General features: G+C 56.2%; 9 protein-coding genes. 2 read left to right on the forward strand and 7 right to left on the reverse strand.

Annotated features, from left to right (window positions below; genetic code table 11):
- Window positions 1-9: 9 nt before the first annotated feature.
- Window positions 10-624: a hypothetical protein gene (locus ACQE3D_RS19375; RefSeq protein WP_064029269.1), complete on the forward strand. Its 615-nt coding sequence runs from the start codon at window positions 10-12 to the stop codon at window positions 622-624.
- A gap of 227 nt (window positions 625-851) precedes the next feature.
- On the opposite strand, the gene ACQE3D_RS19380 is transcribed toward ACQE3D_RS19375, so the two are convergent.
- Both ACQE3D_RS19380 and ACQE3D_RS19385 read right to left on the reverse strand, forming a co-directional pair.
- Window positions 852-1,493, reverse strand: coding sequence for a phage tail protein (locus ACQE3D_RS19380; protein WP_313730833.1), 642 nt, complete (start codon window positions 1,491-1,493; stop codon window positions 852-854).
- A gap of 56 nt (window positions 1,494-1,549) precedes the next feature.
- Entirely contained in the window at window positions 1,550-2,482 is a 933-nt protein-coding gene (locus ACQE3D_RS19385; protein ID WP_313730832.1) for a PEP-CTERM sorting domain-containing protein, read from the reverse strand.
- 547 nt (window positions 2,483-3,029) lie between these two features.
- On the opposite strand from ACQE3D_RS19385, the gene ACQE3D_RS19390 reads away from it, so the two are divergent.
- Window positions 3,030-3,773, forward strand: a complete 744-nt coding sequence (locus tag ACQE3D_RS19390; protein WP_064029262.1) for a YkgJ family cysteine cluster protein — start codon at window positions 3,030-3,032, stop codon at window positions 3,771-3,773.
- Between the two features lie 1,718 nt (window positions 3,774-5,491).
- Here the strand turns inward: ACQE3D_RS19390 and ACQE3D_RS19395 are convergent.
- From ACQE3D_RS19395 to fabV, 5 genes are all read right to left on the reverse strand, one after another.
- Window positions 5,492-7,297 carry an ABC transporter ATP-binding protein gene (locus ACQE3D_RS19395; protein WP_313730831.1) on the reverse strand — a complete coding sequence of 602 codons (1,806 nt, stop codon included), beginning with the start codon at window positions 7,295-7,297 and terminating at the stop codon, window positions 5,492-5,494.
- A complete protein-coding gene (locus tag ACQE3D_RS19400) occupies window positions 7,294-8,484 on the reverse strand; it encodes an ABC transporter permease (protein ID WP_313730830.1) in 1,191 nt (396 codons plus the stop codon). The genes ACQE3D_RS19395 and ACQE3D_RS19400 overlap by 4 nt, the downstream gene beginning before the upstream one ends.
- A 217-nt stretch (window positions 8,485-8,701) precedes the next feature.
- Window positions 8,702-9,775, reverse strand: a complete 1,074-nt coding sequence (locus ACQE3D_RS19405; RefSeq protein ID WP_064031325.1) for an ABC transporter permease — start codon at window positions 9,773-9,775, stop codon at window positions 8,702-8,704.
- A 159-nt stretch (window positions 9,776-9,934) separates the two neighbouring features.
- On the reverse strand, window positions 9,935-11,782 hold the full coding sequence (locus tag ACQE3D_RS19410) for an ABC transporter substrate-binding protein (RefSeq protein ID WP_064031320.1): 1,848 nt from the start codon (window positions 11,780-11,782) through the stop codon (window positions 9,935-9,937).
- A 185-nt stretch (window positions 11,783-11,967) separates the two neighbouring features.
- Window positions 11,968-13,158 (reverse strand): enoyl-ACP reductase FabV, encoded by a 1,191-nt coding sequence (gene fabV / locus ACQE3D_RS19415; protein ID WP_313730828.1) that lies wholly within the window; start codon window positions 13,156-13,158, stop codon window positions 11,968-11,970.
- Window positions 13,159-13,295 lie beyond the last annotated feature (137 nt).

Genomic DNA, 13,295 nt, shown 5'->3' on the forward strand with positions numbered 1-13,295 from the left:
ATCGACACCATGGCAGGCGAACTTAAAATTGTTCGGGAATTGGCGACGGTTTGCGTCACCGCGGGCGAGTTGGCCGCGATCGCAAGCTTAATTAAAGACGAGCTCAAAAAGCCTGACTTTGTCGAACAATTCGACAAGATGGCGGACGCGATCGACGAATGCTACGCCATCACGGTGACGATTCTTCAACCGTGGTTAGAAATGACCAGCGAAGCCGAATTTTGCGAGAAATTCGACACCCTCCATGCCGACTACAAAGCCACGTATTTAACGATTACCAACCGACCGCGACTAGCCTCAGACCGGGCTTACATCGAGTACGTGGCGCTTCGGGAATTCAAGGAAACCCAAACAGCCTATCCCTTGCTGAAAATGACTTTCGCCCGCCTGGACGAATTTATCGACAAATGGATTACCAACGACGCCTGGCTGGCGATGACGATCGAGAATCTGGTAAAAATGCTACATCGTTACCTGAACGAAATCGCCGAACTCAAGCAAAAAGATCCGACCGACGCCTTTGCCATTTACCGAGCCTTGATGATGGCGTTTCGTCCGTTTTATGGTTTGCTGGAAACCGGCGAAGCGAAAGCCGAGCCCCGGCGCCTGGAAAGTACCGGCTAGACTGAACGGTCCAGCCGTTTCGCCGTAGATCGCGACGACAAGGGGGCGCTGTCGGTACCGCGCCTGACCGCCAGTTAACTCAGCGGCTGTTCGATGGCTTTAAGTCTAGAATACTTCCTCTGCCGCAACCTTACATCCATCAATTTCCTGTTAATACCAATAGGACCACGTCTCTTACCCGCAAACACAAAAGGCGCGGCCTGAGCCGCGCCCTTGGGGGTTTGATGCTACTCGCGTCCAGGAAAGATGCCCACAGTCGCGACACAATAACGCATGCCGACGTAGGGATTGCGTACTGAAAATGGATGGCTCTCGCCGCTAGCGCCCACCGTCGTGCTGGCGTTGACGGTAACGGCATCCGTCGCCAACTCAGCGTTCGAGGGCGAGTTGGAATAAATGTTATCCCGATTCGCGGAGGCGGCCGGAAACTTGCCGCTCGGATTGGTGCTGTTACCGTTGCTGTTGACGGCATGCAATTTCGCGGTGACGATGGTATTAGCCGCGTGGCTATGAAACGGCATATTTGGCTGGAATAATGTTACGTTCTCCTGCCCGCTGATCTCGCCCAAATCGACCGGCGCCAAGCCGGGGCCGACGCCGACGCCGATAGGATTGCGGCCGCGTAAATCCGGCAATGAGAATGTCGTTTGTCCGTTACCGCCGTAAGTAGTGCCTAACAAGGCGAACAGCGCCTGGTTTTGAGCTATCGATAACAAGCGTCCGTCGGCTTCCGCATAACCGATTGGGCAATAGGTGGTGGCAAAGGTGCATACTTCGCCGATATAAGGTTGCGAGCCGCAGGCGGCGGCGGAGCCGCTCAAGCTTGCGATGGTCAGGGCCAATAGGGTTTTCAAGGATTTTTTAGACATGGGAAGTACCTTTATTCAGTGATGTTGAGTAATTCGTCGATTTAAAGCGTGTTGTTTTAGCAAGTGCTTGCGCGGCGTTTGGACAGGGCGAACGACAGCAAGCCGATCGCCATCAGCAGCAAGGTTTCCGGCTCCGGCACGGTGTTGGTGGTTTGTCGAGTGACCTCGGCGACGCTGAGAAAGGCTGACGTGTCCGCCAGGAAGAAAGCGCCCGGATCGGCACCGCCGAACAACGTTAACTCCGGACTGTCGTCGCCCAGTTCCAGCAATTCGCCGGGGTGTAGGATGAAGGTCAGCAAGCGCGAACCGCTGTCGACCAACTTTCCACCGTAGCCGCTGGCCGTATTTTGGTCCGGTGCGCTCGCGGGTCGGGCTTCGTTGCCGAATACCGTATCCGAAATGAGTTTGCTGAACAGCAATTCACTGTTGTCCTTTTTATGGAGCTGTACGATCGATTGGGCAAAATCGCCGTTACCTTTGATGGTTTTGGTCTCGGGAGCCGCAACCAAATGGCTGAAATCGAATTTCAAGCTCACCAAAAACGTGTCGACCGCCGAGCTGTTTTTAATGGACAAGGCCAAGTCGCCGAACAGCGAACTCATAAACGACGGCTCGTCTTTCGAACCGCCTTCGGCGTGCAGCTTGATGCCGAAACCGTCGCCGATGTCGGATAAACTCCCGCTCAGCGGGTCGTCGCCGACAATCTGATCGTTGATTAAGCTGGTAGTGGTGGTCGCGCCGCCGACGACGCGGATCAATTCGCCGTTTTGGGTGGCGTTGGTCGGTAAGGTCGGCGTGCCTAAGCTATCGAATTCCACCTTACCGGTAATATTGATGAATGGATTGAACACTGCCGCGGCGACCGGTTGGGCCATCCCCAGCCCGCCGATGGCCAAAACCAGAGCGGAAATGCCGAAGCGAAGTCGTTTGAATGATGGTTTGCCAGCCGATGCTTGGGGATTCGATAGTGTGCTTTCTATGGTTTTCATGACGCGCCTCTTAAATGATTTCGTTATAGGGTCGAATGGGTTGCAAAATGTTGAATACCCGGGTCAACAAGGCCGGTACCGCCGCTTTCTCGGGGCTTTGCCGGATTTGTTCGCCTTACGGTTGAGTTCGAAGTCATAGAGTCAATTGCCGTGCCAAAGCCGGTCGACGGAATCTTGATTTTTTAAGTGTTTGTATTGGAAGGTTATTTCTTGACTTGCGCGCCGGCCGCTGCCGATTCGGCCGGCTGGGATTTCCGAATATCGCCACGAGATGCCGTTTTGTTTACGAAATGTCGTATGTGCTGGGCCAGCACTTTCGGCGGGGTGTGAAAACCTTGGTTATGCCGTCAATAAGAGGCTACTCAGCAAGGCAATCCGTGGCGCTGTCGGAGAGTTGCAAGCCGAAAGTTTCGATTTTTCGTAAAAGCTTCTATGCTGGTAGCGCTTGGCGAACCCTGTCAATAACCCCAAGCGCCCGCCGCTTGCCGTCCATCGTCGCCGGCAAACCGGGCTTAGCAACAATTTTCCGATTCCTTGAGCAGAGCCTATGCGTAAAACCACGCCCGCCAACATCAAACTGACGCTTTACGGCAAACCGATAGAATTGGAACTCAGCGCGCCGGCGGAAAAAGTCACGCCGGTGGCAATCCTGCCGGCGCTGCATCGCATCAACAACACCTTCGTCGAAACCGCGGTCGAGGTATTTGTCGCGGACGGTGCCACCATCTCCTGCCAAGCCGGCTGCGGCGCTTGCTGCCGGCAAGTGGTGCCGTTGGCGGAGTTCGAGGCCTATCAGATAGCCGGGCTGGTCGAACAAATACCCGAGCCGAAGCGTTCGGCGATCAAGCAACGATTTGCCGACGGCTGCGCCAAACTGGACGAGATCGACTGGCTGGGCCAATTGGAACGGATGCTGGCAGAGGGAACGACGCACGAAGCGGTCCAGACGCACGCGCTACGTTATTTTCATTCTGGCGTGGCCTGCCCGTTTTTGGAAGCGGAAAGCTGTTCGATTCACCCGGTTCGGCCGCTGGCTTGTCGGGAGTATTTGGTCACCTCGCCAGCCGAACATTGCCGAAATCCGACGCCGGAACACGTCAAGCACATCGAGTTGAAGTTTCAAGTATCCAAGATCGTCCGCAAGCTTTGGCGAACCAACCACATCAAGGATTTGGATTCGGTGCCGATGATTTACGCGCTGAAATGGGTCAAGCGGCATCCCAACCAATTTCCGAAAAAACGCGGTCAGGATTGGCTGCGGGAATTTTTTAACTATCTAGCGAATCCGTAGCAGCGGCTATGCGCACCTCGCCTGCCGTCGTCACCAAAGACTCGCTCGACGCCAAGCCATTTTGATCGTCGAGCACGAACCGTGCGATCACAATCCCGCGACCCGCAGGGCGTAAGGGGGTCGAGGCAGTATCGCGGGCTCTCGGACCGCAAACCGACATTAAAACCAGCCGTCGCGCTAGCGATACAAGACTTAGAAGTCTATTTCCGCGTGGGCACAAAAACCGTGCCCTCCCTACGCAACTGCGACGGGTATAAAACCTCGGCGATTTTGTCGGAGAACGGCAGCGCTCTATAAAATTTGTCGACCGTTCTCGTCCGTAGCTCGACGCTTATAGAAAATTTCTCCAAGGTTCGAGCTTGCCGTGAGAATGCCCGAGTTATTTTGGAGAACCTTTGAGAAAAAAGCCCGATGCTTTCAGAAGAAAGCCCGGATAGCCAGTTTTGTAGGGCATTGGCGATAGCATAATGCGCCGAATGATTTAAGGCCAACATACGGCGCAATACGGCTTCGCCTATTGACGCCCTACGAATTGCGCCTTACAGCCTTGTCCTCCTCGCAAACCGACACAAAAACCATCAGTCGCGTCAGCGATAACAAGACACGAAACCCGACTTCCCACGTGGGCACAAAAACCATGCCCACCCTACGCAACGTTAAATTTCGGGACGGTTTTCTCCCCTGATGCCGCGCCGAGCACCGGGGATTTTGGCGAGAGTTGCCCACCAGGGGAGCGGCAGGGAGAGCCTGCCCCGCTTTTCGGGCATGTCGCTCGTTTTCGGAGGGCTAGGACAGCCCTTCCGAAAACCCTCGCCGAAATCGCCGGCGCGCAGGACAAATCGGCAGGATAGCCGATTTGCATGCGATAGCACCCGAAGGGCGAGGCACAAGGATGTGCCGAGTGAACAAGCGTCATGGGGTGTCGTTTCTTTTGGATACTTTTCTTTGGACAAGCAAAGAAAAGTATCTCGGCTGTCGGGCCGAAACCCGACATTAAAATAGATCCTGGCAATTCAACACGATACAAACAGTCACGCGACCGATGCGCTTCACTTTGTTCAGCACATCCTATGGGCCTCAACCTGCGACAAACCACTGCCTTGCCATTCTTCAATATGCTGACGCCATTTCGATGTAACGGCCATCGCTACTCCTGATCAAAAAATCACAGGATGCCTCAGGCTGAATGATCTCAACAGGTGGGCGGGATAGAGCCTTACGACCTAATCGTACCTACGCGGGCTATTTTCGCGTGGGCACAAAGACCGTGCCCACCCTACGCAACGTTAAATTTCGGGACGGTTTTCTCCCCCTGATGCCGCGCCGAGCACCGGGGATTTTGGCGAGAGTTGCCCACCAGGGGAGCGGCAGGGATGCCGCTCGTTTTCGGAGGGCTAGGACAGCCCTTCCGAAAACCCTCGCCAAAATCACCGGCGCGCAGGATGAAGCGGCATGGGGTGGCCTTTTCTTTGGTTTCTTTCTTTTGGCCAAACAAAAGAAAGAAACTCGGCTGTCGGACCGAGACCCGACATTAAAACAGGTCGTGGCAATTCAACACGATACAAACGGTCACTCGACCGATGCGCTTCACTTTGTTCAGCACATCCTATGGCCCTATCTTTAATAACAGGCAGCCAGTTTTCCAACATACAGAATAGTTCGTTCATCTTTTACCGTTAACAAGTGAAAAAGAAGTTTCTAAATATCATCCGTCCTACCTAAACAACCAACCTCGGCACCGCCCCCAACAACCTCTGCGTATACTCATGCTCCGGCGCCCCACAAACCTGAGCAGTAGCCCCCTGCTCGACAACCTTCCCCTGATACATCACCACCGTCCTGTCGCTCAAATACTCCACCACGCCGATGTTATGGGTAATGAACAACAATGTCAGATTACGGCGGCGGCGGATGTCCAACAGCAGTTGCAGGATTTCCGCCTGCACCGACACATCCAGCGCGCTGGTGATTTCGTCGCAGACGATGAATTCCGGATTCAGGGCCAGAGCCCGCGCCAGGCCGATGCGCTGGCGCTGGCCGCCGGAGAATTCGTGTGGGTAGCGCCACAGCGCCTCGCGACCGAGTTGCATGTCGTCCAACAATTGCTCGGCCAGTTCGATGCGCTCGTCGCGGTTGGCGCCGATGCCATGCACCTGCATCGGCTCGGTCAGCGTGGTTTCGACCAGCAGACGGGGATTAAGCGATGATTGCGGATCTTGAAAGGCGATTTGCATTTGCCTGCGCAATGGCCGCAATTCCTGAGCCGACAGGCCGACCAGTTCCCGGCCGGCTATCTTGATGCTGCCGGCGGTCGGCGGCTCCAGTTGCAACACCGCCCGGCCCAGCGTGGTTTTGCCGCAGCCGGATTCGCCGACCAGCGCAACGATTTCGCCGCGCGGAATGTCCAGGCTCACATCATCGACCGCTTTGATGTGATCGACCACCCGGCGCAACAAACCCTTACGCACCGGAAACCAGACTTTCAGGTTGCGGATTTGGATTAAGGCTTGGGATTGCACTGCCACTTGGGACGGCGTATTGCCGGAACTTGTCTTTGCGAAAACCGCCGGCTGAGCGGAGCTGGCGCCGTTTGCTTCGACTCCGCTCAGCAAGCGGCTTAGTTTAACGACGCTGCTCTCACCGCCGGCGCGGTGAGAGCCTTCAGTAGCTGGCGCTTCGACAAGCTCAGCGCGAACGGTGGTTGGTGGTGCGGAGGCTTCTAGTTTGGCGAGATTTTCCGGCACCGAAGCCAGCAGTTTTTGCGTGTAAGGATGCTGTGGACTACCCAGCACGTCGCGGCAGCGGCCGGCTTCGACCAGGCGGCCGAACTGCATCACGCCGACCCAGTGCGCCATTTGCGCGACGACGCCGAAGTCGTGGGTGATGAACAACATGCTCATGCCGGTGTCGTCCTGCAATTGCCGCATCAGGCGCAGGATTTCGGCTTGCACAGTGACGTCCAGCGCAGTGGTCGGTTCGTCGGCGATCAACAGCTTGGGCCGGCAGGCCAGGGCCATCGCTATCATCACCCGCTGGCGTTGGCCGCCGGACAGTTGATGCGGGTAATCGCGAAAGCGCGCGCCGGGGTTGGGGATTTGCACTTGGGTCAACGCCACGACCGCGCGTTGCTCCGCTTCTTCCGCGCTCATGTTTGGAAAATGCAGGTGCAACGCTTCGATAATTTGCTCGCCGACGCTAAGCACCGGATTCAGCGAAGTCATCGGCTCTTGAAAAATCATCGCGATCTGGGCGCCGCGCACTTGGCGGATGTCGGCGTCGGGCAAGGCCAGCAGGTCGCGGCCGTCGAACCAAATTTCGCCGCTCGGATGGCTGGCAATGCCGTCCGGCAATAGGCGAATCACCGACAAGGCGCTGATCGACTTACCGCTGCCGGATTCGCCGACCAGACAAAAGGTTTCGCCCGCCGGAATATCGAAGCTGACGTCCTCGACGGCCTTGACCGGCTCGCCGCCGGTTTGTAAATAGGTGCGCAGGTGTTTGACTTGCAGCAAGGGCCGATTCACGACTCGCCTCCGTTGCGCCGCGATAGCTTCGGATCGATCGCATCCCTGAAGGCTTCGCCGATCAGGTTGTAGGCGAACACGGTCATGAAAATTGCGCCGCCGGGAAACACCGCCATCCACCAATTGAAGGTCGAAGACTTGACCGCCTGATCCAGCATCGCCCCCCAAGACGGCGCATCGACCACGCCAAGCCCGAGAAAGCTCAGCGTGGCTTCCGACAAGATCGCCCCGGCCACGCCGAAGCTGACCGCAACCAGTAACGGCGCGACGCCATTGGGCAGCATATGGCGGAACAGTATCGAGTGTAGCAGTAAACCGCTGGCAATCGCCGCTTGCACGTAATCCTGCTTGCGCAGTTTTAAAAACTCGGTACGCACGTAACGAGCGTAACCGGACCAGCCGGTGACGCCGATGATGACCATCATCATGTACAGGCTGCGGCCGAAGAAGGCGACGAAGGTCAGCAACAAAAACAAGGTCGGAATGTCCTCGAAGATTTCCACCAGCCGCATGCCGAGCATGTCGACGATGCCGGAGAAATAGCCCATCAACCCGCCGACGACGATACCGATGGCTAGCGCGATGCCGGTGGCGATGAAGCCTATGCTCAATGCAATCCGGCTGGCGTGGATCATGCGGCTCAGCACGTCGGCGCCGTTTTCCTCGGTGCCCATCCAATGCGTGTGGCCCGCGCTGGCGAACGGCGCCTCCAGGCCCTTGCTGCCCATATCGCGCAGATAATCGCCGGGCGCATAGGGAATCGGCGGCATGATTTTCCAATCGACTTGCACGTATTCCGGGCCGCGAAAATCGTCGTAAATCACCAGCGCCGGCGGCTGCACGGTCAGATTGGCGATCAACGCGGCGACGGCGGTGCCGGACAAAAATACGAGAAACTTGGCACCGCCCGCGAGCGGCAGCCGGGACACGGCCAGCGCGATGAAAAATGCCACCAGTATCCAGGCATCCTCAATCGACAAATAGCGTAACACCGGGAAAGTGATTTCGCCGTTCTTGCTCATCACCAATGGCATCGAGTTGGCGAGAAACGGTGCGAACACCGCGAACAACACCAACACGCCGACCCAAGCCAGTCCGAATTTGACGCCGACGCCGTCCAGCGTGCGGCGCCAGATGCGGGCGGAGAAGGATTGCCGGCTGATTAAGAATCTAGGAGATGACGCCATTGGCTACCCTGATTGATACGCCGTATAGCGGCAAGTCGATTCGCACGATGCGACTTTTAACCTGCCCCTGATTTTTACAGCTATTCCGTTGGCACCCTCTGGGGTATAGAGTCTGAACCCTGCGACTGCCCTTAGGACAGGCTTTTCGAAGCCTGATGTGGTGCGCCCTTCGACAAGCTCAGGGCGAACGATGTTTAAAGACCGGGGTTGTAGCAACTTAGTCATAACTCACCCTAGGATCGGCCAAGGTGTAGCAGAAGTCGGCGATCAAATAGCCGACCAGGGTTAGAAAGCCGCTGATCCAGGTAATCGACAACACCAGCTCGCGGTCCCTGCCCTTCACCGCTTCCACCGCCAATTGGCCCATGCCGTTGATGCTGAAAATGTTCTCGACGATCAACGAGCCGGCCAACAAACTAGGCAACAAGCCGGCCGAGACCGTAATCAACGGCAACAAGCTGTTGCGGAACACGTGCGTCCACAGCACGTCGCGTTCGGCCAAACCCTTGGCGCGGGCGGTGCGGGCGTAGTCGGCGTGCAGGTTCTCCAGGATCGAGGTGCGGGTCAATTTCGCCAGCGCGGCGAAACCGCCGTAGGACAAGCAGATCACCGGAAGTACCAGATGCCAGATTCGGTCCAGTAGAAAGCCGCGCACGAAGCCGCTGTCGTTCCAATGCGGCAGAAACGGCATGTCCAGCGCCTCGCGGGCGCTGAGGCCCGCGGTCGGGAACCATTGGAAATATTGGATATTAGCGAAAAAGCCCAGCAGCAACACGCCGGCCAGCATGGTCGGAATCGACCACAGAGCCAACATCGACAAGCTTGCGCCGATGTCGAAGGCGCCGCCGCGTTCGGTTGCAGACTTCATGCCGATCCAGATGGCCAGCGCATAAGTGAACGGTATGGTCACCAGATTCAGCAACAAGGTAATCGGGATACGTTCGGCCAGAATGTCGGCGACCGGTCGGCCGTATTGAAAGCTGGTACCGAGGTCCATGCCTTTGGTCAGCGAGAACGACTTATGACCTTGTTCGTCGTCGACGAAGCCGATCGGCGACACATTGTTCAGCCAACGCAGGTATTGCAGCGGCGCAGGTTGATCCAGGCCGTAGCGCTTGTTGTAATAATCCAGCAAAGCCTGCTTTTCCTGCGGTTTCATGTCCATGCCGCCGACCAAAGTCTGGGCGCTGATACCGCCCGGCGAGGCTGCCATCACGGCAAACACGACCACGGTGATGCCGAGCAGGGTCGGTACCATCAACAACAGGCGGCGCAGCAGATAAGTCAGCATAACGAATTCCTTTTGAGTGCCGAGAGAAAAATCCATGTCAAATCGGCCGGGATTGCCGAGCTCCAGACTTCAGGGACATTCAAGGCCAACACCCTCCATGGTATCTGGTCCCCGGCAATCCCTGCCGGGGTGACGCAACGCTGCAAGCTCGTCATGACTTTATTGCGTGTATTTTTGCTGGGCCAGCGGCACGTAGTTTTCCAGCGGCAGCGAGCCCAGATTTAGACCCAACTTGGTCATTTGCAGGTTGTGGATGCGCTTGTCGACGAACAACAAACTTTTACGGCGCATCAGGAACGTGTACGGCTGATCTTCGTAGAGTATGCGTTCTGCCTGTTGCCACAGCGGCATGCGCTTGGCTTCGTCGACGGTACGGCGAGCTTCATCGATCAGCTTGTCCAATTCAGGATTCTGGTAACCGATGAAATTGTCGCCCTTGCTGATCGCCTGCGAGCTGTGGAAGGCTTGGTACAAGTCGGTTTCGATGCTGCTGGTCCAGCCCAAGGTGATCGCGTCGAAGTCTTTTTTATCCAGATTTTCCAGCATCACCGGCCATTCCTGCGGAAACGGCACCAATTTGACCCCGGCCTTGGCGTACAGGTCTTTCAGCAAGAGCACCATACGGCTGGTATCTTCGTTGGCCTGAAAATAGGTCAGTTTGAACTCGAATGCTTGGCCGGCCTGGTCTTCCAAAACGCCGTCTTTATTGCGATCTTCGTAGCCGGCTTCTTTCAACAAAGCCTTGGCCTTATCGAGATTGGCTTGATAGGGCTGCAAGGCGGCGGCGTGCTGTTTGCTGGCGTTGCCGAACGGACTGACTGCCGGCTCGGCGTAACCGAGAAACACGTCCTTGATAATCCGGCCGGTATCGGTCAGGTAGGTCATGGCCTGACGTACCCGCTTGTCGGCGAAACGAGTCGGCTTACCGCCGCGTATCTGGTTCCAGCCGATATAGCTGTATCCGACGACCGGCGGCATGTATTCGAAGCTCTGGCTTTTGCCCTGAATTTGCGCATCGTTTTGGAGCTGTCGGTATTCGACCGGGCGCGCGGAATAGGAATCGATGTCGCCGTTGCGGTAGGTGGTCAAACGGGCACTGTCGTTTTGGATAATTTTCCAGAGGATGCGGTTGTAGGCCGGCTGAACGTCGCCCCAATAGCGCTCGTTGCGCAACAATTCGACGCTGCCCTGATCCGGGGTCCAGTTTTTCGGGTCGGCCAATCTATAAGGGCCGCTGCCGAGCAACAAGCCTTTGGATTCGTTGAATTTTTGCGGTTCCTTTAGATAAGGTTCGTAAAAATGCTTGGGCATGATGTTCATGCCGCCGGCCAGTGACAGCGCCTCGAAATAAGGCTCTTTAAACACGAACGTCACTCGATCTTTGCCGTCGGCCTTGACTGACTGAATTTTTTCCAGATAAGCACGGTCGCGCGGCGCCTGAATCGCGTCGGTCATGATGAACGTAAATGTGAACGCCACGTCTTCAGCGGTCAGCGGCTGGCCGTCGGAAAAAGAAACGTCGTCGCGCAAGTCAAAGCTGATCGTTAAACCATCCTCACTAACCGTCCAGTTTTTCGCGACCAAACCTTCCCAGGCCAAGGTATCCGGATTGCGGGTGATCAGGCTTTCCTGCACGTAGCTTTGCACGTTGGCGGCGTAAGCGTCGGTCGATATCAGCGGCGTGATGGTTTTCAGATTAGTGCCGAAGGCTTCGACGCTCCAATCGCCCCGGGCGTAATCGGCCAACTTGGTTGCCGCGTAGGCGCGCTGAAAGGCTTGAGCAACCTGACTGCTTGGCGGGTTCGCCGTTTGCGCGCTCAACGCCCCGCTACCGGCCAGACCGCGCAACTCCCTCACCGCTTGCGCCTGATCTGCCAGTGCGGTTTGCATGTCGCTGAGCTTCAGCCATTGCCTATCGATTTGATACATTGCTAGCAAAATCAGTACGATAACCAAGCCAAGCAATGAGTAGAGTATCCAGTCTCTGGTAACGGAGGACGTTTGCATAGTTCCAATGATTGGCGGAGTGTAAACAAAAGTGTCGGAGACACTGATTTTGAACCGGGGCGGTTCAAACCCAATCCACCCCGGCCTGTCGGCCTATTCTTCAACGAAGTATCCGGGACTTCTCCGGCGTACCGCGCCTAGCAATTGCCGATGGGCAACGATGGCTACCCACCGAAACGCCCCGCCTAAGCCAAATTGACGATCGGCACTTCCGGATTGACGTCGGCATCGTAATCCACGCCATCGACCTCGAAGCCGAATAACCGCAGAAAATCTTGCTTGTAGCCGGCAAAGTCCGTCAACTCGTTGATATTTTCGTTATCGATCCGAGACCAGAGCTCGCTGACCTCATCTTGTACTTGAGGGGCCAATTCCTTTAAGTCGGCGCGAATGCGACCTACTTCATCGAGAATCGGCTCTGCCCCATAGAGACTGTCCCGGAACAAGCCGTTGACTTGTTCGATGCAACCTTCATGGGTACCAGCTTCCTTCATGACCTTGAACAACAGCGCCAGATACAAGGGCATCATCGGAATTGCAGCGCTAGCCTGGGTGACCACGGCTTTTAATACCGACACCCTGGCATCGCCGCCTAGCGCGGCCAGCTTGTGCCGTATGTCGACAACGCGCTTGTCCAAATCCTGCTTCGCCGCGCCTATCGTACCGTCCCAATAGATGTCCTTGGTTACTTTCTCGCCAAGATAGGTGAACGCCGTGGTTTTTGCGCCGGGCGCCAGAACGTCGGCGTCAGCCAATGCGTCTATCCACATTTGCCAGTCTTCGCCGCCCATCACCGCGACGGTATTGGCGATTTCTTCGTCGGATGCCGCGGGCAGCGTGAATTCCTTGATGACCTCTTTGTCGGTATCGATACCGGTTTGCACCAAGTCCTTGCCGATGGGTTTCAGCGTCGAATTGTAGGTCACCCCGTTTTTCGGATGGGTGCGGCGCGGCGCGGCCAAGCTGTAGACCACCAAATCGATTTTGCCGAAATCCTGTTTGATGGCATCTATCGCTTTTTGTTTGATGTCGTCGGAAAAGGCATCGCCGTTGATACTTTTCGCGTACAAACCTTCGGCTTCGGCGAATTGATGAAAAGCCGCGGAATTGTACCAGCCGGGGGTGCCGGGCTTGTCGGCGGTTCCTTCGCGTTCGAAAAATACCCCCAGGGTTTTGGCGCCGGCACCGAATGCCGCGACGATGCGCGATGCCAAACCGTAGCCTGTGGATGCACCCAAAATCAGTACGTTTTTGGGGCCGCCCGCTATCGCTCCGCCGCTTTTAACGTAGTCGATTTGCTGTTTGACGTTGGCGGCGCAGCCGACCGGATGGGTGGTGACACACATAAAACCGCGAACGCGAGGTTTGATAATCATGTAGCTCCTTAAAATCAAGCCGTTAAAGAAAGGACAGAGTTGCGTGGCAACGGTCCGGTTGTTAATTTTTAAGGTAACTAATCAGTGAATCGCATCACCTTGCAAATCGCCGATCGCCCCCTTTTGATCGAGGTGGT

It is taken from the genome of Methylomonas sp. MS20 (assembly GCF_050275925.1).
In the GTDB taxonomy this organism is placed as follows: domain Bacteria; phylum Pseudomonadota; class Gammaproteobacteria; order Methylococcales; family Methylomonadaceae; genus Methylomonas; species Methylomonas koyamae_A.

Bases quoted from the DNA above. Each gene is read 5' to 3' on its own strand.
- ACQE3D_RS19375 (WP_064029269.1), top strand. From the start codon at position 10: ATGGCAGGCGAACTTAAAATTGTTCGGGAATTGGCGACGGTTTGCGTC.
- ACQE3D_RS19380 (WP_313730833.1), bottom strand. From the start codon at position 1,493: ATGTCTAAAAAATCCTTGAAAACCCTATTGGCCCTGACCATCGCAAGC.
- ACQE3D_RS19385 (WP_313730832.1), bottom strand. From the start codon at position 2,482: ATGAAAACCATAGAAAGCACACTATCGAATCCCCAAGCATCGGCTGGC.
- ACQE3D_RS19390 (WP_064029262.1), top strand. From the start codon at position 3,030: ATGCGTAAAACCACGCCCGCCAACATCAAACTGACGCTTTACGGCAAA.
- ACQE3D_RS19400 (WP_313730830.1), bottom strand. From the start codon at position 8,484: ATGGCGTCATCTCCTAGATTCTTAATCAGCCGGCAATCCTTCTCCGCC.
- ACQE3D_RS19405 (WP_064031325.1), bottom strand. From the start codon at position 9,775: ATGCTGACTTATCTGCTGCGCCGCCTGTTGTTGATGGTACCGACCCTG.
- ACQE3D_RS19410 (WP_064031320.1), bottom strand. From the start codon at position 11,782: ATGCAAACGTCCTCCGTTACCAGAGACTGGATACTCTACTCATTGCTT.
- fabV (WP_313730828.1), bottom strand. From the start codon at position 13,158: ATGATTATCAAACCTCGCGTTCGCGGTTTTATGTGTGTCACCACCCAT.